The sequence below is a fragment of the Sandaracinus amylolyticus genome, from assembly GCF_021631985.1.
Taxonomy (GTDB): Bacteria; Myxococcota_A; Polyangia; order Polyangiales; family Sandaracinaceae; genus Sandaracinus; species Sandaracinus amylolyticus_A.
In genome coordinates, this window is record NZ_CP070225.1 from 8,242,935 (window position 1) to 8,264,664 (window position 21,730).

Here is a 21,730-nt window from a genome sequence, read left to right on the forward strand (position 1 = left end):
GCCTGATGCCTACATTCCCGGTCCGCCTCGATGGCTCCCTGGTGCTGCTCGGACGCGACCCTGCAGAGGTCGCGGGGCAGCCCACGTCGCCCCTCGAGCCCGACTGGGTCCAGGCCGACCCGCGCCGCATCCGGGCATCGCTGGCGCGCGCGAGCGCGAAGCCGAGCGGCGGCTGGGCCGTGCTGGACGCGACGCGCGCGGTGCGCGAGGCGAACGCGCCGCGTCGCTACGTGGTCGCGGGGCGCGAGCTGGCCGCGTGGTGGGACGGCGAGCGGGTGAAGGTGGCGCCCGACGCGTGCCCCCACATGGGCGCGTCGCTGTCGTGCGGGCACGTGAACGAGAGCGGCGAGGTCGTGTGCCCGTGGCACGGGCTCGCGCTCGGGAACACGGCGCACGGCGGCTGGGCCCCACTGCGCGCCCACGACGACGGAGTGCTCACGTGGGTCCGCCTGAGCGCGTTGCGTGCGCCCGGTGAGGCCGCGACCGACGTGCCCGTCCTGCCGGCGCGCCCGCCTCGCTTCCTCGACGCGGTGGTGCGCACCGAGGCGCGCTGCGCGCCCGAGGACGTCATCGCGAACCGGCTCGATCCCTGGCACGGCGCGCACTTCCATCCGCACTCGTTCGCGCGGCTGCGGGTGATCGGCGAGGACGCGGAGTCGATCACGGTGCGCGTCGTCTATCGCATCGCGGGACGCGTCGGCATGGAGGTCGACGCGCGCTTCCACTGCCCCGATCCGCGCAGCATCGTGATGACGATCGTCGCGGGCGAAGGTGTGGGCTCGGTGGTCGAGACCCACGCGACGCCGATCGAGCCGGGGCGCACCGCGGTCGTCGAAGCGACGCTCGCGTACTCGGAGCGCCCGCAGATGGCGTGGCTGCCGCGGGCCGGCGCGCTGATGCGCAAGCTGGTGCAGGCGCGCGCAGCGCGGCTCTGGGACGACGACGCCCGCTACTGCGAGCGCACGTACCAGCTGCGCACGAAGAAGACCGCGCTCACCGTGCTCGACGACGCGGAGATCCCCGCGCCCGCCGAAGCCGAGTAGCGCTCACCACGGCGAGTACGGGAAGCCGAGCCCGACGTGGACCGCGCGCCATGCGGGCCGGAAGAAGTCGGCTTTATCGAAGTCCGCGCAGCTGCGCCCCGACGCGACCGCGAGGGCCGCCAGCGGCAGCGCCGTCACCGTGAACGCGATCGTCGCGAGCACGAGGACGCCACGGCTCGGCGCGCGCTGCAGTCGCCGCCGAAGCACGACGAGCACGACCAGCGCGACGAGCACGTGCACCACGAGGTCGAACGTCAGCGCGAACGGCTCGATGCACCACTCGAGCGAGCTCGCCATCGACCACCGATGCCACGGCAGCGGGAACCCGTAGGCGTAGAGCGAACCGGGCCAGTCGCCGTCGATCGCGACGAGCGCGGTCTTCATCGTGACGAACGACATCACCGACGCACTGGCCATCAGCGCGACGACGAACCACCACCGGTGAATCCCGAGCACGCTCCGAGCGTGCGCGGGGGACGTGGCGAAATCGGGGCGAAGCGGCGGAGAACCTCGGCGAGCCTTCCCCGCAGCCGTCGACGACCGTTCTCCAGCCGAGAGAACCGCTCTCGAGGGCTTCCCCTGCCGTTCTCCAGGCGAGAGAACGGCCGTCGAGATCCTCGCGAGGCGTGCTCCAGGCGAGAGAACGGCTGTCGAGATCCTCGCGAGGCGTGCTCCAGGCGAGAGAACGGCTGTCGAGATCCTCGCGAGGCGTTCTCCAGGCGAGAGAACGGCTCTCGCCATCCCGGAATCGCCTTTCTCCAGACGAGAAAACGCCTCCCGAGATCCTCGAGAGGCGTTCTCCAGACGGGACAACGGCCGTCGGGGGTCTTCGGGAGCGCCGCTCCCGGCGAGACGACGGTCCCCGAAGCCATCGAGGGGCCCCGGCGCGGCGGGCGCGGGGAGCCCGACGACGTCAGCTCGCAGGGGGCGTGACGGGATCGCCCTCGTTGTCGTCGTTCGCGGGCGGGGTCGCGGTGGGGCGGAAGAAGTCGTCCGCCTCGCCCTTGCTGCGGGTGAGGTCACCAGCTGGCCGTGGAGCTCCACCCGGGTGCGGTCGAGCTCGAGCTTGAACTGCTCGACGCGCGACCGAGCGAGCGCCAGCGCGGTGTCGGCCTCGTCGCTCGCGGCCTTCGCGGTGACCAGTGCGTCGAGCGCGCCGCGGAGCGAGGTCTCGTAGGCCGCGCGCTCGGGGTGATCGGCGGGCAGCCGCGCCAGCTCGCCGACGATGCGCCGCACCTGCTCGATCTCGTCGTCGAGCCCGAGCTTCGCGACGCGCGACGGGCTCAGCGACTTGAAGAACACCGCGTAGAGCGTCGGATCGATCGCCCGCACGTGCCCGCCGAAGCCGATCACCTGCTTGTCGAGCACCGCGTCACGCCGAGCCTTGCGGGCGCGCAACACCACCGCCGCGTCCTCGGCGAGCTCGAACGCGTCGCGCTCGGAGCGGAGCTCCGCGAGCTTCGCCGCGACGCGCGGCGCGAGCGCGTTCACCGCTGGGCGATCATCGGCGAGCAAGCTCGCGTGCAGGAACACGAGGTCGTATCGGAACGTCGCGAGCGAAGAGCTGGAGCCGAGCATCCGCATCGTGGCACCTCCACGCCGCGAGCCTATCGGCGGTGCACACGAACCGACGAGTCTACGAACGCGGCTAAAGAGCGCTCAGGTCGCACCGGGCGATCCCGCGAAGCGCATCGACGCGATGAAGCCGCGCGGCGGGATCGACCACACCGGCTCGCCGCGTACGTCCCAGCGGTCGAGGAGCTGGTTCGCCGCGAGCAGACCGCTCGCCGCCGCGCGCTCCATCAGCGCGGTGGGGAACGGCAGCTTCACGTAGTCGCCCGCGAGCACGAGGTTGCCGTAGGGCGTGACCACGCGCGGGCGCGTCGCGTGGCTGCCCGGCGCGAACCCCGGCTGGTCCTGCCGCACCATCATCACTTCGTGGAGGACGTTCGCGTCCGAGAGCTCCGCGTACACCGCGCGCAGCGTCGAGACCATCTCGTTGCGCACCGCGCGCTCCTCGCGGCCCTCGGCGAGTGCGACCGCTTGCAGCTGGATCACGGTGCCGCCGTGACGGCGGGCCCAGCGGCGGCTCTCGCCCTCGAAGCGGTCGTAGATCGTGATCTGGTCGAGCGCGCCGAGCCCCGCGACGTTCACGTGGGGAAGACGATCCGGGCTCGCCGGACGATCGAGGAAGAGCCGCAGCACCGCGAACGGCGCGCTCGTCGTGAGCGAGTCGATCGAGCTCGCGAACTCCGCGCTCTCGTGCAGGTCGGGCGAATGCGCCACGAGCTCGCGCAGCGCGGGCACGCACGTCGCGAGCACCGCGCCGTCGCACGCGATGATCGAGCCGTCCTCGAGGTGCACGCGCGTCGCGCCGATCTTGTCGCGCTCGAGCTTCGTCGCGCTCGCGCCCATCCGCAGCTCGACGCCGTGGCGCGCGAGGTAGCGCTCCATCGGCTTCCACAGCACGTCGCTCGTCGGCTCCTCGAGCACGTCGAAGCGAAGCCCTTCGGGGTTGCCGAGGAAGTAGAAGTGCAGGCGCGAGATCATCTCGGCCGCGCTGATCGCTTCTTCGCGGTTGAACACCGAGCGCGAGAAGACGCGGAACAGCATCTCCCTCGCCCGCGGCGGCAGCGCGAGGCGATCGAGCCAGTCGCGCGCGCTGCGATCGTCGAGCTCGCCGTAGCTGCGGATCGGATCGAAGGTCAGCATCGCGCGGAACGACTCGCCATCGATGCGGCGCAGGTCGTTCAGCGTGAGCCACGGCGTGCGCCGGAAGAGCGAGATCAGGTTGAGCGGCGCGGTCGTCGGCAGGCCGGCGAACGAGTCGGTCGAGCCATCGGGCCCGAGGATCGGATAGTCGGGCAGCGCCTCGAGCGACGCGAGCTCGGGATCGACGCGCCGCAGGATCGCGCGGAGGTTGTAGTAGTGGCGATGGAACGCGGGGAACGCGCGCTCCATCATGAAGTGCTGCCCGTCGGGCAGGCGCTCGCTCCACGCCGCGAGCCGTCCTCCGAGGAACGGCTGCTTCTCGACGAGCACCACCTCGACGCCGCGCTCGGCGAGCACGCATGCCGCGCTCGTGCCCGCGATGCCGCCGCCGATCACCACCACGCGGGTGCCGGGCTCCGCGCGCTCGCGCGTCCCGCGGAACGCACCGCGCACCTCGCGGCGACCGAGCCCCAGTCGCTCCGCGAGCGAGGGACGCGGCGCGAGCGCGAGGCGGTCCCCGGTCACTCTCGCTCCACCTTCGACGGCGCGTGCGCGACGAAGCTGTGCAGCACGTTGCGCTGCCATCCGTCCATCGGCTCGGTGCGCACGCGCTCGAACCCGGCGCGCGCGAGGCGCGCCTCGAACGCGCGCACTCCGTCGAACGACACGACGCTCTGGCGCAGGTAGCGATAGATGCGCGCATCGCCCGCGGTCACGAGCCCGCCGGGGATGATGATCCCGTAACAGACCGCGTCCCATACCGCGCGCGCCGTGAGCGACTCGGCGACCGAGTACTCGTGGAACACGATCGGTGCGCCCGGCGCGAGCAACGCGCGCAGGTTGCGCAGGCAGCGATCGGGGTCGGCGATGTTGCGGATCCCGTACGCCATCAGGATTCCGTCGAACGTGCCCTCGATGCCCGCGGCGCGAGGATCGGTGGCGTCGCCGTGCACGAAGTCGACGCCCGCGAGCACCTCCTTGCGGCGCGCGACCGCGAGCATGCCCTCCGACGCGTCGAGCCCGACGATGTCGGCGTCGGGGTACGTGACGCGCAGCGCCTCCGTCGAGAGACCGGTGCCGCAGCACAGGTCGAGCACGCGCGCGCCGCGCCGGAGCCCGAGACGCTCCGCGCTGAGCCGCAGGTGGCGGTGGTATCCGGGGTTCAGCCCGGTGAGGAAGTCGTAGGTGTCCGCGACGTCATCGAAGTCGCGCGGGACTTCGCGCTTGCGCTCTGCGTTCGGAGAGGAGGCGTTCGGCAACGAGGGCTCCGTGTCGCAACGGGTTCAAGCAGCGGCGGCGTCGACCAGGAAGCGCGTCTCCGCGAGCGGTGCGTCGTCGGACCCGCTCCCGCCCGCGACCACGGTGGCGCGCGCGAGGAGCAGAGCCTTTCGTGCGCCGGTCGTGTGAGCCCGCGCGCTGACGCTATCGCATCCGCGCGCCCGGATCACCCGGCCGATGTCGCGGTAGATCCGCGAGGCTGCGCGGATCGCGAGGCGACAGTCGGCAGGGAGATCGGCGATGCCCACCTCGGCGCGCGCGTAGAGCACGTCCGCCTCGTCCAGCAAACGCCGCACCACCCGACCGAGCCCCGGCGAGAAGGTTGGAGCTCCAATGAATCGATCGGGGTCGACGCCCTCTTCGCGCATCCAGGTGCGCGGCAGGTAGAGCCGCCCGTTGCGCGCGTCCTCGCCGACGTCGCGCGAGATGTTCGTGAGCTGCATCGCGACGCCGAGGTCCGCGGCGCGCGCGAGGGTGCGCGGACCGCGGCGGCCCATGAGCGCGGTCATCGCGACGCCGACGCTCGATGCCACGCGCGCCGAGTACGCGATGGTGCCGGCGAGCTCGTCGTAGGTGCGGCGCTCGACGTCCCAGAGATAGCCCTCGAGGAGCGCCTCGAGCGGGCCGCGGGGAAGGCCGTGGACGTGAGCGAGCCAGGCGAGGGCACGGTCGACCGGATCGTCGTGCGGGGTGCCGGCGTAGGCGGCATCGAGGCGCGTGTGGAGGGCGACCAGCGCGGCGCGCGGGTCGTCGCTCTCGTCGACGGCGTCGTCGGAGACGCGACAGAACGCGTAGAACGCCGCGACCGGATCCCGCAGCCGGTACGGCAGCGCGCGCGACGCGAACGCGAACGACTTCGATCCACGCGCGAGGAGCGCGCGGCAGGCCTCGAGATCCCGTTCGATCGCGGCGCTCACGGGCGCGCACTGTAGCAGGCGCCCGATCCCAGGACTGGTGAGCGCCCGCGCCGTGCGCATGGGCTCGCGAGAGCTGGTGCGCCTCACCGTCTGCCTCGCGCTCCTCGCGGCGCTCTCGTGCGCACCGCGCGAGGACGACGACGCGGTCGTGCTCACGTTCCCGGTCAGCGCGGTCGGCGAGGAGCGAGCGATCCTCGCGCGCCAGCTCCGTCGCTTCGAGGACGAGCACCCCGGGGTGCAGGTCCGGACGATCGAGATGCCCGACGATCCCGATCCGCGGCACCAGCTCTACGTGCAGTGGCTGAACGCGGGCGTGAGCGAGCCCGACCTGCTGCAGATCGACGTCATCTGGACGGCGGAGCTCGCGTCGGCGGGATGGATCCTGCCGCTCGATCGCTTCGCGCCCGACGTGCGCGACACGTTCCCGCGGGTGCTCGAGGCCGGGCGCTACGAAGGTCGGCTCTTCGCGATGCCGTGGTTCGTCGACGTCGGGATGCTCTACTGGCGCACCGATCGGATCGATCACGCGCCGGCATCGCTCGACGAGCTCACGGCGCGAGCGCGCGAGGCGCAGGTCGATCACGGGCTCGTGCTCTCGGCGGCGCGCGGCGAAGGGCTCGTGACGGTGTTCATCGAGATCCTCGGCGCATACGGCGGTGAGATCGTCGATGCGCGCGGTGAGGTCGTCGTCGACTCCGATGCCGCGGTGCGCGCGCTCGAGTGGATGCGCGACGCCATCCACGTCGATCGGATCATCCCCGAGGACGCGCTCTCGTTCCGCGAGGAGCAGGCGCGCTTCTCGTTCCAGACCGGGCGCGCGCTCTTCATGCGCAACTGGCCGTACGCGTACCGGCTGATGCAGCGCTCGCAGGTCGCGGGTCGGTTCGCGGTGGCGCCGATGCCCGGTGCATCGGGCGGCGAGCCGACCGCGGCGCTGGGCGGACAGCTCCTCGCGATCAACGCGCGCTCCGAGCATCCCGAAGAGGCGTTCGCGCTGATCGAGTTCCTCTCGCGGCCCGAGCAGATGCTCGAGCGCCTCGCGATCGCGGGACAGCTTCCTCCACGCCCTTCGCTCTACGACGACCCGCGATTCGCCGTGGCCTCGGCGATCCCCGCCGACCAAGCGCGCGCCGTGATCCTGCGCGCGGCGCTGCGGCCCGCGACGCCGGTCTACGGCGAGATCTCGCGCGCCCTGCAGATCCACCTCCATCGCGCGCTCACGAACCAGGAGCCGCCCCGGGCAGCGCTCTCGGCAGCGGCGCGCGAGATGCGCGATCGGCTCGCCCATGCATCGCGGCCCGCGACCGCGACGAGCGCTCCGTGGCTCCCGTGGGTCGCGATCGCGATCGCGATCACCGCCGCGGCGTGGCTCGCATGGCGGGCGCGCACGCTCACTCGCGAGGAACGCATCGCGTGGGGCTTCGTCGCGCCGGCGCTCGCAGTGATCGCGCTCTTCGCGATCGTGCCGCTCGCGCTGACCCTCTCGGAGTCGCTGCACGAGCACGATCTGCGCGCGCCGTGGCGAGGACGACCGTTCGTGGGGCTCGCGAACTACGCCGAGCTCGGGTCGACGCCGCGCTTCTGGGAAGCGCTCGCGCACACCGCGCTCTTCACCACGTGCTGCGTCGTGATCGAGGTGCTGCTCGGTCTCGCGCTCGCGCTGATCCTCGATGCGGCGCGCAGAGGGCGGGGCATCACCCGCGCGATGGCGTTGCTCCCGTGGGCGCTGCCGACCGTCGTCGCGGCACTGGTGTGGCGCTTCCTCTTCGAAGGCGATCGATCACCGGCGAGCGACGCGCTCGTCGCGCTCGGCCTGCGCGACGAGCCCTTCGCCTTCCTCGCGCACCCGAGCGCGGCGTGGATCCCGTTGATCGCCGCCGACGTGTGGAAGACCACGCCGTTCGTCGCGCTGCTGCTCCTCGCGGGGCTCACGTCGATCGATCCCGCGCTCCACGAAGCGGCGCGCGTCGATGGCGCCGGACCCGTGCGTCGCTTCGTCCACGTCACGCTCCCGCTGCTGCGACCGGCGCTCGGTGTCGCGGTGCTCTTCCGCACCCTCGACGCGTTCCGCGTGTTCGATCTCGCCTACGTGCTCACCGGAGGCGGGCCCGGCACCGCGACCGAGCCGCTCGCGCTCTACGACTTCCACGCGCTCTTCTCCGATCTCCGCTTCGGCTACGGCGCGGCGATCTCGATCGTGATCGTGACGTGCACCGCGCTCTTCGCGATCGTGTGCGTGCGGATCCTCGGCGCAGGAGCGCCGCGATGAAGGCGCGGGGCTGCGGCGTGCTCCTGCTCGCGGCGATGGCGGCGCCGCTCGTCCTCGCGCTCGTCGCATCGCTGCGTCCGGAGGCCGAGCTCCAGGACTCGGCGAGCGCGCTGCCCACCGCGCTGACGCTCGACCACTACCGCGCGCTCTTCGAGCGGCACCACTTCGTCCGCCCGATCCTCAACTCGCTCCTCGTCGCCGCGCTCACCACCGCGCTCGCGGTCCCGGTCGCGGCGGCGTGCGCGTACGCGCTCGCGCGCATGACGTTCCGCGGGCGCGGCGCGGTGCTCGCGCTCGTGCTCGCGGTGACGATGTTCCCGCAGGTCTCGATCGTGTCTCCGCTCTACCTGCTGCTGCGCGGCGTCGGCCTGGTCGACACCTATCCCGGGCTCGTCCTGCCGTACCTCACGTTCGCGATGCCGCTCGCGGTGTGGCTCCTCGTCGGGCAATTCCGCGCGCTGCCGCGCGAGCTCGAAGAAGCGGCGTTCGTCGATGGTGCGAGCCGCGTTCGCACGCTGGTCGAGATCGTGATGCCACCCGCCCTGCCCGGCGTGATCACCACCGCGATCCTCACCTTCGTCTACTGCTGGAACGAGCTGCTCTTCGCGCTCGCGTTCACGGTGGGTGAAGACCATCGCACGGTGCCGGTCGCGATCGCGCTCTTCCGCGGGCAGTACCAGGTGCCGTGGGGCGAGATCCTCGCGGGCGCGATCGTCGCGAGCCTTCCGGTCGTGCTGCTCGTGCTCGCGGTCTCGCGCCGCATCGTGAGCGGCCTGACCGCCGGCGGAGTGAAGGGCTGATGGCGTCGCTCGCGCTCGAGGCCGTCAGCAAGGTCTATCCCGGCGGCGCAGCGGGCCTGCGGCGGCTCGATCTCGCGGTGCACGACGGAGAGCTCCTGGTGCTCGTCGGCCCTTCGGGCTGCGGCAAGAGCACCGCGCTGCGCCTCGTCGCCGGGCTCGAAGAGGTCAGCAGCGGACGTGTCCGGATCGGCGAGCGCGACGTGACCGCGCTGCCGCCGCAGGAGCGCAACGTCGCGATGGTCTTCCAGAGCTACGCGCTCTACCCGCACAAGACGGTGCGCGCGAACCTCGCGTTCCCGCTCGAGACGCGGCGCGTGTCGCGCGACGACATCGATCGCCGGGTGCGCGAGGTCGCGGGGATCCTCGATCTCGAGCCCTTGCTCGAGCGAAAGCCGGGGCAGCTCTCGGGCGGACAGCGCCAGCGTGTCGCGCTCGGCCGCGCGATGGTGCGCGCGCCCGACGTGTTCCTGCTCGACGAGCCGCTCTCGAACCTCGATGCCTCGCTGCGGGTGCGGATGCGCGCCGAGCTCCATCGCCTCCATCGCCGGCTCGGCGCGACGATGCTCTACGTCACCCACGATCAAGAAGAAGCGATGACGCTGGGATCGCGCGTCGCGGTGCTCCGCGACGGAGAGCTCGAGCAGATCGGCGAGCCGATGGAGCTGCATCGTCGTCCTGCGACGGTCTTCGTCGCACGCTTCCTCGGATCGCCTTCGATGAACGTGATCGAAGGCGAGGTGATCGATGGACGCGTGCACACCGCGCTCGGCGCGATCGACGCACCGCTCGCGTCGGGCACGCGTGTGCTTGTCGGCGTGCGTCCGCGCGACGTCGTGCTCGAGGCCGAGGGCGAGATCACGCTGCCGGTCGACGTCGTCGAGCCGCTCGGTGACGAGGCGATCGTCCACCTCGCGGCCGAGACCCCGCTCGTCGCGATCGCACCGATCGAGCCGCGCATCACCGCGGGCGAGCGCGTCGGAGTCCGCTTCCGACGCGACCGCATCCACTTGTTCGACGCGATCACCGGCCGGCGCGTTCCCTGAGGTACGCGTCGAGCCGCTCGGGATCGGGCACCACCGTGTCGAGCACGCGCGCGCTCGAGAGCACACCGGGCATGCCCGCGCCGGGATGCGTGCCCGCACCGACGAGGAAGAGCCCCTCGATGTCCTCGCTCTCGTTGTGCGGGCGGAAGTACGCGCTCTGGTGCAGCACCGGCTCGATGCCGAACGCGGCGCCGTGCACCGAGAGATAGTCGTCGAGGAACCCCTGTGGCGTGAGCACGCGCGAGCTCACGACGTGCTCCTCGAGCCCCGGCAGGATCGACTCTCCGAGCGACTCCGCGATCGCGCGCCGGTACTGCTCGATCTTCTGCGGCGTCCACTCGATGCGGCTCTCGAGGTGCGGCACCGGCGAGAGCACGTAGAAGCAGTCGTGCCCCTCGGGCGCCATCGACGCGTCGGTGCAGCTCGGCCGGTGCAGGTAGAGCGAGAAGTCCTCGGCGAGCACCTTCTTGTCGAAGATGTCCTCGAGCAGCTCGCGATAGCGCGGCCCGAGCACGATCGTGTGGTGCGCGACGTCGTCGTACTTCTTGTTCGTCCCGAAGTACCAGACGAAGAGGCTCATCGAGTACCGCGTGAGCTTGTCGAGCCGGAAGTCGGTCCACGTGCGTCGATGCTCGGGGCGCACCAGACGTCGATAGGTCCACGCCGAGTCCGCGTTGGACACGATCACGTCGGCCCGCACCACCTCGCCATCACGGAGGCGCACGCCCCGGGCGCGACCGTCCTCGACGAGGATCTCGTCGACCTGCGCGCCGAGCCGCACGGTGCCGCCGAGCTCGGTGATCAGCGACACCATGCCGCGCACCACCTCGCCGGTCCCGCCCATCGCGAACCACACGCCGAACTCGCGCTCGAGGAACGCGATGAGCGTGTAGATCGACGACGTCGAGTACGGATTGCCGCCGACGAGCAGCGGATGGAACGAGAAGACCTGACGCATCTTCTCGTCCTCGATGTACTTGCTCACCAGGCCGATCACGCTGCGCCAGTTCTCGAGCCGCACCATGTCGGGCACCACGCGCGCCATGTCGAGCGGGCTCGAGAACGGCGCATGCGCGAGCTCCTCGAAGCCGACGCGATAGATGCGCTCGCTGTGCTCGAGGAACTTCTCCCAGCCCTCGACGTCGCGCGGCGAGAAGCGCGCGATCTCGCTCTTCATGCGCGCGCGATCACCGGTGTAGTCGAACTGCGATCCGTCGTGGAACCGGATTCGATAGAACGGATCGATCGGCACGAACGTGACGTCGTCCGCCATGCGACGTCCCGCGAGATCCCAGAGCTCTTCGAACAAGAACGGCGCGGTGATCAGCGTCGGCCCCGCGTCGAACACGAACCCGTCCTGGCGGAACACCCGCGCACGACCGCCCGCTTGATCGAGGCGATCGACCACGGTCACGCGATACCCGCGCACCAAGAGCCGGATCGCGGCGGCGAGCCCACCGAACCCCGCACCGATCACCACCGCGTGCGGCGCGCGCGACGAGGGCGAGACCGGTGCGCGTCGCGTGTTGAGGCGCGTCTCGGGGGTGCGCAGCTTCTTGAGGAACGAGCCGAGGTTCGTGTCGGGCGGCATGAGCGGGCCGAAGCGTAGATGCACGCCCAGCGTGCGCCAAGCGAGCGCTCAGCGGGAGCTCGAGCTGCGCATCGACGCAATCCACTCGCCCTGCCCCGCGCGCGCCGCCGGGCGTGACCGACACGTCGAACGCGCGCCCGTCGACGATCTCGTAGGTCACCACCGGTCCAGCGAGCGATGTTCGCACGCCTCACACCGCGCGCGTCACTCGGCCCGACTCGACGTGCCAGTCGACCCTGCCCTCTGCGAGCCGGATCAGCTCGGGGTGCGTGGTAGTCAAGAACACTTGACCACCCATCTCGGCGAGCAGCGCGAAGAAGCGCTCGTTGCGCGTGCGGTCGAGCTCGCTCGACACGTCGTCGAGGAGCAGCGGCGGCACCCGACCGATGCGCTTCGCGAGCACCTCGAGCTCCGCGACCTTCAGCGCGAGCACGAGCGTGCGCTGCTGTCCTTGTGACGCGTGGTGCTTCGCGCCGCGCGCATGCACCTCGAGCGCGAGCTCGTCGGCGTGCGGGCCCTCGGCGGTGAACCCGCGCGCGAGGTCCTTGTCGAGCGAGCGCACCAGCGCCTCGAGGATCGCCTCTTCGCTCGCCGGCACCCGCGGCACGTAGCGCACCTCGAGCGGGATCTCGCCGCCGAGGATCTCGCCCGCGACCCGCACCGTGACCGGCGCGATCTCGCGCACCAGCTCCTCGCGCGCCCGACCGAGCACCGCGCCCGCGCTCGCGACGATCGGATCGAACGACGTGATCGCGCGCCGGTCCGGCGTCTCTTCGCGGAGCAGTCGGTTGCGCGAGCGCAGCGCCTTGCCGTAGGTCGCGAGCGTCGCGGCGTAGGTCGGATCCATCTCGCTCAGGATCGCGTCGAGCAGCGCCCGCCGCGCGTCGGGCCCGCCCTGCGCGAGCTCGAGGTCGCCCGGATGGAAGAGCACCACCGGACACACCCCGAGCCACGACGCGACCGAGCGCGGCCGCTTGTCGTCGAGCGCGAGCTCGCGCGCCTTGCCCCCGCGATGCACCCGCACCTTGAGCGTGTGGGGCGCAGGCGGCCCGCTCACCTTCGCGGCGATGACCGCGCTCTCGGCATCGCGCGAGACGAGCTCCTCGGCCGGCGCACCGCGAAAGCTCCGGAGCGACCCGAGGTAGCAGAGCGCCTCGAGCAGGTTGCTCTTGCCCTGCCCGTTGTCGCCCGAGATGACGTTGAAGCGCGCCCCCGGCGCGAGGTCGAGCGGCGCGAGGTTGCGCCACTGCCGCGCAAAGAGCTGCTCGAAGCGCAGCGCCTCTGAGGCCGTCGTCACGCCGCGAGCCTAGCGCGCGGCGCGACTACGACAGCTCGGCGAAGGTCGCCATCAGATGCGCATCGGCATCACGACGCCGACGAAGAGCGTCGCGTCGTTCGCCGGCTTGATCACGCCGGGGTCCAGCTCGCCCGAGAGCTCGAGCGCGACCTCGTCGTCGCTCAGCGACGCGAGCACGTCCTGGATGTACTTCGCGTTGAACCCGATGGTCAGCGGGTCGCCCGCGTAGTCCACGTCGAGCTCCTCGCTGCCCTCGCCGACATCGGGGTTCTCGCTGACGACTCGCAGCGAGCCCTCCTGCAGCATCAGCCGCACGCCGCCGCTCTTGTCGCTCGACACCAGCGAGATGCGGCGCAGCGACTCCACCAGCGACGCGCGCGAGCACACCACGCGCTTGTCCTGGTTCTGCGGGATGACCTTCGCGTACGGCGGGAACTGCTCGTCCGCGAGCTTCACCGAGAGCTGGATGCCCTCGCGCCGGAAGAACGCGTTGCCGCCCTGGGTCGCGACCCCGACCGTGACCGGCTGCGCCTCTTCGCCCTTCGCGGGCTTGTCGGCCTTCGCGTCCTCGAGCAGGCGCTTGAGCTCCGCGATGCCCTTGTTCGGCACGAGCATCGTGAAGTTCACCATCGACGCGCCTTCACGCAGCTTGTGCTCGCACTTGCTGAGGCGATGGCCGTCGGTCGTGACCATGCGGACCACGCGACCCTCGCCCTCGAAGAGCGCGCCCGCGAGGTGCGGCCGCGTGTCGTCGGTCGACATCGAGTACGAGGTCTTCGTGATCAGGTCGGCGAGCACGTCGACGTCGATCGACGAGAACTCGACCTCGCGCGGCGCGGGCAGCGGCGGGAAGTCGTCGCCCGGCATGCCCGGGATGCGGAACCGCACCTTGCCGCTGCGGATCTCGGCGGCGTGGTTGGGACCGACCGTCCACTGCACGTCGCCGTCGGGCAGGTTCTTCACGATGTCGAACAGCGTCCGCGCTGCGACCGCGATCGACCCGCCCTTCTTGATCTCGGCGGGCGCGGTGGCCGCGACGCCGAGATAGAGATCCGTCGCAGCGAAGCGCAGCGTGCCGGTGTCCTCCGTGGTGAGGAGGATGTTCGACAGGATCGGCATCGAGCTCTTCCGGTCCGCGACACCGTGCGTCCGCGCGAGGCCTCGGAGGAAGTTCCTCTTGCTGATCGTCAGCTCCATGCGCGCGCCCTCGGCTCCTGCCTTCCGGAACGCGCTCCCGACTCGGGCTGGGGAGAAGCGATCAGAAGGATCGGGAGAGTAATTACTTAAAAGGAGATCATCTCCTTAATCAGTCCTGTGGATTGTGGGATGAAGTTCGCATCCTGCCGGGATCACTGCTGATCCCGGTCCTCGGTCCCCGTGCACGGAGCGTGGAACGATCGGGGAGGAAATCCATCCACGATCTATCCACAGGTCCTTCCACGGGTTCCGAGCACACGAACCCACAGGTGCTGTGACTCTACCGAGCGTGGCGGGTCCCCGGCAAGTTTCGCGGATCTCCACGATCCTGGCCGAACGGCCTGCTCGCCGGCGCGAGCCCCGGGAGCACCGCCGCGGGCCCGGCGATCCACAAGGCGCGCACCACGACGAGCGCCAGCGCGAGCCCCGAGGCCCAGGCCGCCCACCCGTGCTCGTGGGCCTCTCCGGTCGCGAGCGGCGGGAGCGAGACCGGCACGAGCGCGTTCACCAGGAGCGCACCCGCCCACCCGGTCGCGACCAGCGCGACGACTCCGTGCATGGCGGCCCGCGTTCCGTAGCGGCGGCGGAGGAAGGCGAGGGTCGCGACGTTGGTCGCGGGCCCGAGCGTGACCGCGACCAACACCGCGCCCGGGGAGAGGCCCTTTGCGATGAGCACCGCGCCGAGCGGCGCCGCCGAGGCCGGGCACACGTACGCGGGGATCGCGAGCACCGCCATGAGCGGGATGTCGGCGCCGATCGCGGCGAACCCCGCGACCGACTCCGCGGGCACGAGCTCGGCGACCAGCGCAGCGAGCACGATGCCGACCAGCGCCCACGGCGCGTTGTGCAGCGCGAGCTCGTCGAACGCGGCGCGCCATCGCGCGAGGAGCGGACCCTCGTGCGATCCGTGATCGTGATCGCAGCACTCGTCGTGCGAGCACACCAGCTCGAACGAGCGCCCGCCGATCTTGATCGCAGCGGGCTTGCGCGCGACGCGCGCGATCACGACCGCGGCGACGATGCTGGTCACGAGCGCGACCGCGAGGTGCGCGCTCGCGAAAGGCACACCGAGGAAGCGCGCCATCACCGCGAAGGTCTCGATGCCCGCCTGCGGCGCGGCGAGCAGGAACGACACCACCAGCGCCGCGCTCGCCCGACGCATCGCGAGCCCTTCGGCGACCGGGAGGATCCCGCACGCGCAGACCGGAATCGGCGCGCCGAACACCGCGCCACGGACCGCGTCGCGCAGCGGGCTCGTCTCGCGCATCCAGCGATCGGGGAAGCGCCCGCCGATCGCCTGCACCAGCGCGCCGAGCGCGAGGCCGAGCAGCAGCATCGGCGCGGCCTCGAGCGTCGTGTCGATCAGCGCGTCGGCGAGGTGCAGCTCGAGCGCGCGCGTCGCGTGCGGCGCGAGCTCCCAGTGCGCGCGGGTGCCGAGCAGCGTGACGATCACCCCGACCGCGAGCGCGATCAGCTCGCTCACCCGTCGTCCCGAGGTGCGTGCGTGCACCGGCGCCAGCGCACGCGCGATCACGAAGAGCAGGAGGCCCGACGCGAGCGCATCGAAGATCGGCGCGAGCGAGGCGACCGCATCGCCGCCGAAGCGCGCGAACGACACGCCGAGCACCGACGCGATCGCGAGCCCGGCAGCGCGCGCGCCGATCGCGCCGGGCGTCGACACCAGGATCAGCGCGGCGGTCGGCATCGAGTGCGCGATCAGTGCGAGCGCGAGCTCGCCCTCGGGCGCACCGCGCGCCGCGACGGTCATGCGCGCGGCCTCGAACACGTGATGGCCGAGCAGGCCCGCGTAGGTGAGCTCGGTCGCGAGCACCGCGCTCCTTCGCTCGCGCACCAGCCACGGCACCGCGAGCCCGGCGCCCATCACCAGGAGCGACCACGCGCCGATTCCGCGTGCCGACTCGGGCACCAGGTGGGTGACGACGAGCGCGAGCCCGGCGCCGATCGCGAACGTGCGCACCGCGGCGTCGAGCACGGGGCGACGACGCGCGAGCGACGCGATCGACGCGCCGAGCGCGCACGAGACGATCGAGACCAGGACGACGAGCGACATGACGAGACCTCACCGGCGAGATGCACGCGGGGCAGGTGCACGCGACGGACGGAGGAGCGCCCGCATGCGCACGTCGCGACGTGCGCGTGTTCCTCCGACGCGTTCGCTCAGGCCGGCGGCGAGGTCTTCGGTGCGTGATCGAGGACGCGCGCTGCGAGGTGCGGCGCGTCGTGCGGTGCATCGTCGAGGTGCGAGACGTCGAACGCGACGATGCGCGAGGGCGCATCGAGGATCGTGGGCGCAGCGACGAGGCGCAGCGCGTCCAGCGCGCATCCGTCGTGTGCGTGATCGTCGCGGCCCGAGAGCGCGTCGTGATCGACGTGCGCGTGCGTCTCGTGCGCTTCGTCCGCGTGCTCGATGCGCGCGTGCTCCGCGCAGCGGACGTGCCGCACCAGCGCGAGGTGCGCGAGCGTGCCGAGCTGCGCGGTGGCGCACACCGCGAGCAGCGCGCTGGCCACCAGGCGGAACCAGGGACGCGGCATCGGCCGGGTCGTTATGGGCGGCGGCCGCGAGCACGGTCAAGGAAGCAGGCGGTTGCGGTGCCCGTAGGACGCCGGTACAACACTTCAACGAATGGTGAAGTCATCGAGCGTCGCCGCCCGCAAGGGCACTCCTGCTGCTCCTCGCACCACCACGAAAGCCACGAAGGGCACGCCCACCGGCGAGAAGCCCACGTGCCGTCACGACGACGCGCCTGCACGTCGTGGCAGCGTCGGGACGCTCGCGCTCGCGCGTGCGGCCGCGCTCTTCCGTGCGTGTGGAGACCCCGAGCGGCTACGCCTGCTCGAGCGTCTCTCGCAGGGCGAGTTCTGCGTGTCGGAGCTCGCGGCGGAGTCGGGCGAGGGGCTCTCGACGGTCTCGCAGCGGCTGCGTCTCTTGCGCAGCGAAGGGCTCGTCAGCCGTCGTCGCGAGGGCAAGCACATCTACTACGCGCTGTCCGATCAGCACGTCGCCGATCTCATCCAGAGCGCGCTGGAGCACGCGCTCGAGCCGCACTCCCACGCGCACACCGGAGAAGAGGACCAATGACCCACAAGCACCACGACGATCACGAAGGTCACGAGCACGGCGCCGGCTGCGGTCACACCGCGGTGCAGCACGAGGGCCACACCGACTACCTCCACGACGGTCACCTGCACCACAAGTGCGCGCACGGCGGCGTCGAGGAGCACGAGCTCGCGATCGGCGGCTCGAACCCGGCGGACTGCACGCCGGGCCACGCGTGCGCGGGTCACGCGAAGGGCCACACGCACGGGCCGGGATGCGGTCACGAAGCGGTGCCGCACGGCGACCACACCGACTATCTCGTCGACGGTCACCTGCACCATCCGCACGGCACGCACTGCGACGATCACGGACCCGTCCGCGCGGCCTGATTCAGAAAGCGATCGCGTAGCGGAGCTCGCGCACCTCGAGCCCGCCGATCGTGTCGCGCTGGGTGGCGCCGTCGGCGCGCCACCCTTCGCGCTCGTAGAAGCGACGAGCGCGCGCGTTGTGCTCGAGCACCCAGAGGATCGCGCGACCCGAGTCCACGCGCAGCGCGTCGAGCGCGTGCGACATGAGCGTGCGCGCGACGCCCGTGCCCGCGCTGCGCGAGGTGACGTACATCGCGTAGAGCTCGCCGACGTCCTCGGGCACGTCGCGGCCTGGACCGATCGACACGAAGCCCTGCGCATCGTGATCGTCGAGCGCGATCCAGGTGCGCTCGCGCGGCGCATCGCGCGCGAGGATGTCGCGCCAACGTGCGGCGCGATCGCGCACCGAGAGCCCGTCGAGGAACGCGTCGGGGAGGAGGCCGCGATAGCCCCAGCGCCATCCCTCGACGTGCACGCGCGCGAGCGCATCGGCGTCGTCGCGGTGGGCGAGTCGGATCGTCATGTCACTCGAGTTGTGTCGCGAACCACCAGGTGTTGCCCGCGACGTCGACCACACCACCGCGGCGATCGGGATCACCCTCGCGCTGCTCGGGCGCGCGCACCGACTTCGCGCCCGCATCGAGCGCGCGCTGGTAGGTCGCGTCGACGTCGTCGACGTAGACGTGGAGGTGCGTGGGGATCGCGGGCCACTGGTCGCCCGAGTTGCCGAGCATCACGATGCTGTCGTCGATGCGCAGCTCGGCGTGCATGACGGAGCCATCGGGCGCGTCGTAGCGGCGCTCGACGCGTGCATCGAGGGCCTTCTGCGCGAACTCGATGACGCGCGAGGCGCCGGGGCAGATGAGGTACGCGGAGACGCGCGGATAGTTCGTCGGTCGCTTGGCCATGAGCGCGAGAGTGGCGTGTCGCGCGAGGTCGCGATTGGAGAAAATCGACGCGCGAGCGCGAGTACATCGGATGCACATCGACGTGCGCTGGATGTACGCGCGCGCTCGGATCGCCGGCGGACTACGCGAGGTTTGCCACGCGCGCGGAGCGACCCGGCGAATGCAAAGCGGGGCGCGATGCATGCGCGATGGGGCACGGACCGGGTGATGGTGAAGGCGCCGAGCGGCTATCGCGACGGCGGGCACTTCGAGGGGCGCCCGCGTTGGATGCCACGCGCGATCGGGCTCGCGATCGTCGCGACGACCATGCTCGCGGTGATCCGCGCGGGCTGGTTCTTCGTCGCGTTCGTTGGGTGGTCTTTCCTCCTCGGATACAACTCCGATCCCCGGCCGTGGCCCGCGTTGTTGATCGTCCCCGGTGCGCTGCTCGTCGTGGTGCTCGTGGTCACCGTGGTCCTGCTCGCGACACGGTGCCGTGGGGCGGCGACGGTCGCGCGCCGAGCTGCGACTTGGCTGCGCGTCCAGCAAGTCGTCGTGGCCCTGCCATTGCTGATCGGGTCGCTCATGACGGAGTGGGAGCTGGTCGTCCTCGTCGCCGTCGTGTCCGCGCTCGCGACAGGGATCACGTGGCTCGCCGCGCGCTCACTCGTCGCTGCGGCGGACGCGCTCGATGCGCTCGGATGAATCGACGCGGAACGGGGTCGATGTTCGCGCGGGCTCCGATCCCCGGTCACCGGAGCCTCTTGGGCGGTACGCTCAGGCGATGTTCTGTCCGAAGTGCGGTGACGCGATGACCGCGACGCGCGACGGCACGACGTTGGAGTGCGTGCGCGGCAACATGGAGCTCAGCGTCGCGATGCGCGCGGGTCTCGTCGAGATCTTCGTCGAGCGCCGGCGCAGCGCGAAGCGTGTTGGTCACCGCTTCGGCGGCGAATGGTTCTGTCCGGGATGCGGCGGGCCGATGATCGTCGACGACGGCGTGCAGTGCCCGCGTTGCAGTGAGCACCTCGACGAGCTCGTCTACCAGCTCGTCGAGCTCCATCCTCATCGCGTGCGGCGGCGCCTGCTCGTCGTCGAGGAGCGGTTCGAGATCGCAGGTCGTGGGTTGGTGCTCATGCCGGGCGTTCCGGCCGGTGAAGCGACCCGCAGCGAGCTCTCCGTCGAGCTCCTTCGGCCCGATGGGACCACCGCTGTGGTCCGCGCGCACGTCGAGATCACGTTCGCGGTGCCGCTGCCGAAGGAGCGGTGGGCGACCGTTCGGCTCGAGGGAGTGACGAAAGCGGACCTTCCGATCGGCACCGAGCTCTGGCTCGACGAGGGGTGACCGCGACACATCGTTCACGCGCGAGACCAGTCGGAGCCGGGATGGGCTCCGTGACCGCGATGACGAGCTCGGCGGCCGCGCCGGGTGCGTCGCAAAGATCGGCTCGCGATCGACGCGCTCGAGCAGTGGGCGCAGATGCGCCTCCAGCAGCACGGCGGCTCGCTCGCGAACCGCACGTTCATCGCTACCGACGACTTCACGGTGGCGGACGTCCTGATGAGTCAGCGGGCGCTCGACGCGTACCGCGAGCGCGTCGAAGCCGTCTGACGCGATCGCGTCGACTCCGAGCCGAAGGGCCGAAGGCTCTCGCCGCGGGCCCTCCGATCGGCTCACTCCGCAGCTTCCGCGTGCTCATCGCGCGTCGCGCGCCCGCGCGATGCCGCGGCGTCGCGCGCGCTCTCTGCGCCGTAACGCGCGCGCAGCGCGCGCTCCACGTGCGCGTAGTCGCTCGGATCGACCGGCAGGAGCCACTGCGCGACCCGCTTCGCGGGCGAGAGCGTCATCTTCATGTCCGCGAGGAGCTCGTCGATGTGGTGCAGCGAGAACGGGATGATGTTCGTCCCCTTCGCGTGCTTGCCCGCCGTGCGCTCCTCCATCCACGCGAGCCGTCGCGCGATGTGCTCGCGCTGCGCAGCCTCGCTCGGAAGCGCGATGTCGCCTCGGAGGTGCTGCACCAGCCAGAGCGCGGACATCTCGCAGTTGAGCTGGCTGAAGAACGACGAGTTGTATCCGTTGAACGCGAGGCGCGGCACGCCGACCGGGAGCACCGAGCGATGGAGCTGGAAGTTGCCCCGCGCGTCGGTGACGCGGCGCACCACGTCGTCGTCGAGAAAGGGCACGCGCTGCTGGAACCCGGTGCCGCACACGACGAGATCGGCGCGCACCTCGCGGCCGTCCGAGAGGCGCGCGTAGCCGGCGCCGAGGCTCACGATCTCGACGTTCTTCGCGACCGTGAGCGCGCCCGACGCGACCTGTTCGAAGAAGCCGTCGCTCGCGAGGCTCACGGTGCTGCGCGCGATGGTCTCGAGCGGCTTGCCCGGGTGCAGCCCGAGCTCGCGCAGCCGGAGCTGCCGCGTGATCACCGCCTCGACGCTGCCGAGCATCGCGTCGCGGACGCCGCGTCCCGCGCCATGGAGGAAGCGCTCGAGCCCGGCGAGCTCGATGTACTCGAAGAGCGCCTCGCCCATGCGCGTGAGGAGGAGGAACTTGAAGTTCAGCAGCTTGCCGAGGAGCTTCGGCACCTTCCAGATCAGCTCGCGCGCGACGACGGTCGTGCTCGCGCTGGCGCCCGCCACCGCGCTCGCGACGTCACACGACGACTTGCCGTAGCCGACGACGAGCACGTGCTTGCCGCGCGCGTCCTCGGGGTCGTGGAGCTCGCACGTGTGGCAGATGCGTCCGCCGTTCGCGACGAACTCGTCGCGCCCCGGGTACGACGGCACGAAGGGCGCCGAGAAGATCCCGTTGCAGACCACGAGGAAGTCGAACGCGAGAGAGAGCGCCTCTCCGCGACGCCGCGCGCGCACCGTCCAGGTCGCGCTGCGCTCGTCGTAGCTCGCGCGCTGCACCTCGGTCTCCAGCAGCACGCGCTCGGCGATGCCGAAGTGCTCGGCGTACGCCTCGAGGTAGGCCTGCACCTGCTCGCCGGAGGGCCACTCGGGATAGCTCTCGGGCATCGGAAAATCCGAGAGCGCGTAGGTCGTGCGCGGATTCTGGGTGGTGAGCCCTGGGTAGCGTCGCGACGCCGACCACACGCCGCCCACGTCCGCGGCCTTCTCGAAGACCGTCACCTCGTACCCGAAGGTCTTCAGCACCTTCGCCGTGCTGAGCCCCGCGAACCCCGCTCCGATGATCGCGACTGTCTTGATCACGACTGCCTCCGCTCTGTCGACGGAGCAGTGCAGCGCGCGTGCCCAGCGCGCGAA

The 21,730-nt window shown here is 71.2% G+C and carries 21 protein-coding genes; 9 read left to right on the forward strand and 12 right to left on the reverse strand.

Translation table 11 applies throughout. The features are described 5' to 3' along the window. Window positions 1–5: 5 nt before the first annotated feature. Entirely contained in the window at window positions 6–1,043 is a 1,038-nt protein-coding gene (locus I5071_RS34870) for a DUF5914 domain-containing protein (RefSeq protein WP_236517659.1), read from the forward strand. Window positions 1,044–1,046: 3 nt separating this feature from the next. Here the strand turns inward: I5071_RS34870 and I5071_RS34875 are convergent, their stop codons facing one another. The 4 genes from I5071_RS34875 to I5071_RS34890 all read right to left on the reverse strand — a co-directional run bounded on the left by I5071_RS34875 (window position 1,047) and on the right by I5071_RS34890 (window position 5,950). Beyond that, window positions 1,047–2,627 (reverse strand): hypothetical protein, encoded by a 1,581-nt coding sequence (locus I5071_RS34875; protein ID WP_236517660.1) that lies wholly within the window; start codon window positions 2,625–2,627, stop codon window positions 1,047–1,049. 75 nt (window positions 2,628–2,702) lie between these two features. Further along, a complete protein-coding gene (locus I5071_RS34880) occupies window positions 2,703–4,280 on the reverse strand; it encodes a hydroxysqualene dehydroxylase (protein ID WP_329611101.1) in 1,578 nt (525 codons plus the stop codon). Then, a complete protein-coding gene (locus tag I5071_RS34885) occupies window positions 4,277–5,014 on the reverse strand; it encodes a class I SAM-dependent methyltransferase (RefSeq protein ID WP_236517662.1) in 738 nt (245 codons plus the stop codon). Before I5071_RS34885 ends, I5071_RS34880 begins: the two co-directional genes overlap by 4 nt. A 24-nt stretch (window positions 5,015–5,038) precedes the next feature. Then, on the reverse strand, window positions 5,039–5,950 hold the full coding sequence (locus I5071_RS34890) for a phytoene/squalene synthase family protein (RefSeq protein ID WP_236517663.1): 912 nt from the start codon (window positions 5,948–5,950) through the stop codon (window positions 5,039–5,041). Window positions 5,951–5,987: 37 nt separating this feature from the next. Between I5071_RS34890 and I5071_RS34895 the strand changes: the two genes are divergently transcribed. Genes I5071_RS34895 through I5071_RS34905 form a run of 3 tightly spaced genes read left to right on the forward strand, consistent with a single transcriptional unit; the run spans window position 5,988 to window position 10,062 of the window. Next, window positions 5,988–8,219, forward strand: coding sequence for an extracellular solute-binding protein (locus tag I5071_RS34895; protein WP_236517664.1), 2,232 nt, complete (start codon window positions 5,988–5,990; stop codon window positions 8,217–8,219). Next, window positions 8,216–9,019 (forward strand): carbohydrate ABC transporter permease, encoded by an 804-nt coding sequence (locus I5071_RS34900; protein ID WP_236517665.1) that lies wholly within the window; start codon window positions 8,216–8,218, stop codon window positions 9,017–9,019. Before I5071_RS34895 ends, I5071_RS34900 begins: the two co-directional genes overlap by 4 nt. Next, window positions 9,019–10,062 (forward strand): ABC transporter ATP-binding protein, encoded by a 1,044-nt coding sequence (locus tag I5071_RS34905; RefSeq protein WP_236517666.1) that lies wholly within the window; start codon window positions 9,019–9,021, stop codon window positions 10,060–10,062. Before I5071_RS34900 ends, I5071_RS34905 begins: the two co-directional genes overlap by 1 nt. On the opposite strand, the gene I5071_RS34910 is transcribed toward I5071_RS34905, so the two are convergent. The 5 genes from I5071_RS34910 to I5071_RS34930 form a co-directional block, all read right to left on the reverse strand. Continuing rightward, a complete protein-coding gene (locus I5071_RS34910; RefSeq protein ID WP_419249681.1) occupies window positions 10,040–11,653 on the reverse strand; it encodes a phytoene desaturase in 1,614 nt (537 codons plus the stop codon). The genes I5071_RS34905 and I5071_RS34910 overlap by 23 nt on opposite strands. Window positions 11,654–11,843: 190 nt before the next feature. Continuing rightward, entirely contained in the window at window positions 11,844–12,950 is a 1,107-nt protein-coding gene (gene recF, locus I5071_RS34915) for a DNA replication/repair protein RecF (RefSeq protein ID WP_236517668.1), read from the reverse strand. Between the two features lie 51 nt (window positions 12,951–13,001). After that, the gene (dnaN, locus tag I5071_RS34920) at window positions 13,002–14,147 is read right to left on the reverse strand and encodes a DNA polymerase III subunit beta (protein WP_236517669.1); all 1,146 of its coding nucleotides are present in this window, start codon (window positions 14,145–14,147) and stop codon (window positions 13,002–13,004) included. Window positions 14,148–14,427: 280 nt separating this feature from the next. Next, window positions 14,428–16,218 (reverse strand): permease, encoded by a 1,791-nt coding sequence (locus tag I5071_RS34925; RefSeq protein WP_236517670.1) that lies wholly within the window; start codon window positions 16,216–16,218, stop codon window positions 14,428–14,430. Window positions 16,219–16,325: 107 nt separating this feature from the next. After that, window positions 16,326–16,700 (reverse strand): hypothetical protein, encoded by a 375-nt coding sequence (locus tag I5071_RS34930; protein WP_236517671.1) that lies wholly within the window; start codon window positions 16,698–16,700, stop codon window positions 16,326–16,328. 91 nt (window positions 16,701–16,791) lie between these two features. Between I5071_RS34930 and I5071_RS34935 the strand changes: the two genes are divergently transcribed. Then, the gene (locus I5071_RS34935) at window positions 16,792–17,247 is read left to right on the forward strand and encodes an ArsR/SmtB family transcription factor (RefSeq protein ID WP_236517672.1); all 456 of its coding nucleotides are present in this window, start codon (window positions 16,792–16,794) and stop codon (window positions 17,245–17,247) included. After that, entirely contained in the window at window positions 17,244–17,594 is a 351-nt protein-coding gene (locus I5071_RS34940) for a hypothetical protein (RefSeq protein WP_236517673.1), read from the forward strand. The genes I5071_RS34935 and I5071_RS34940 overlap by 4 nt, the downstream gene beginning before the upstream one ends. A gap of 1 nt (window position 17,595) precedes the next feature. Here the strand turns inward: I5071_RS34940 and I5071_RS34945 are convergent, their stop codons facing one another. Together I5071_RS34945 and I5071_RS34950 are read right to left on the reverse strand one after the other, a co-directional pair. Further along, window positions 17,596–18,096 (reverse strand): GNAT family N-acetyltransferase, encoded by a 501-nt coding sequence (locus I5071_RS34945; protein ID WP_236517674.1) that lies wholly within the window; start codon window positions 18,094–18,096, stop codon window positions 17,596–17,598. A 1-nt stretch (window position 18,097) separates the two neighbouring features. Further along, a complete protein-coding gene (locus tag I5071_RS34950) occupies window positions 18,098–18,481 on the reverse strand; it encodes a VOC family protein (protein WP_236517675.1) in 384 nt (127 codons plus the stop codon). A gap of 15 nt (window positions 18,482–18,496) precedes the next feature. Here I5071_RS34950 and I5071_RS34955 point away from each other — a divergent pair, with 15 nt between their 5' ends. The 3 genes from I5071_RS34955 (at window position 18,497) to I5071_RS46710 (ending at window position 20,072) form a co-directional block, all read left to right on the forward strand. Then, complete coding sequence (locus I5071_RS34955) at window positions 18,497–19,165, forward strand: hypothetical protein (protein WP_236517676.1); 669 nt, start codon at window positions 18,497–18,499, stop codon at window positions 19,163–19,165. A gap of 79 nt (window positions 19,166–19,244) precedes the next feature. Further along, on the forward strand, window positions 19,245–19,805 hold the full coding sequence (locus I5071_RS34960) for a hypothetical protein (RefSeq protein WP_236517677.1): 561 nt from the start codon (window positions 19,245–19,247) through the stop codon (window positions 19,803–19,805). Between the two features lie 135 nt (window positions 19,806–19,940). Next, window positions 19,941–20,072, forward strand: coding sequence for a hypothetical protein (locus tag I5071_RS46710; protein ID WP_268921172.1), 132 nt, complete (start codon window positions 19,941–19,943; stop codon window positions 20,070–20,072). A 62-nt stretch (window positions 20,073–20,134) separates the two neighbouring features. Here I5071_RS46710 and I5071_RS34965 read toward each other — a convergent pair whose 3' ends face one another. Further along, window positions 20,135–21,676: a flavin-containing monooxygenase gene (locus I5071_RS34965; RefSeq protein ID WP_236517678.1), complete on the reverse strand. Its 1,542-nt coding sequence runs from the start codon at window positions 21,674–21,676 to the stop codon at window positions 20,135–20,137. Window positions 21,677–21,730: the final 54 nt, after the last annotated feature.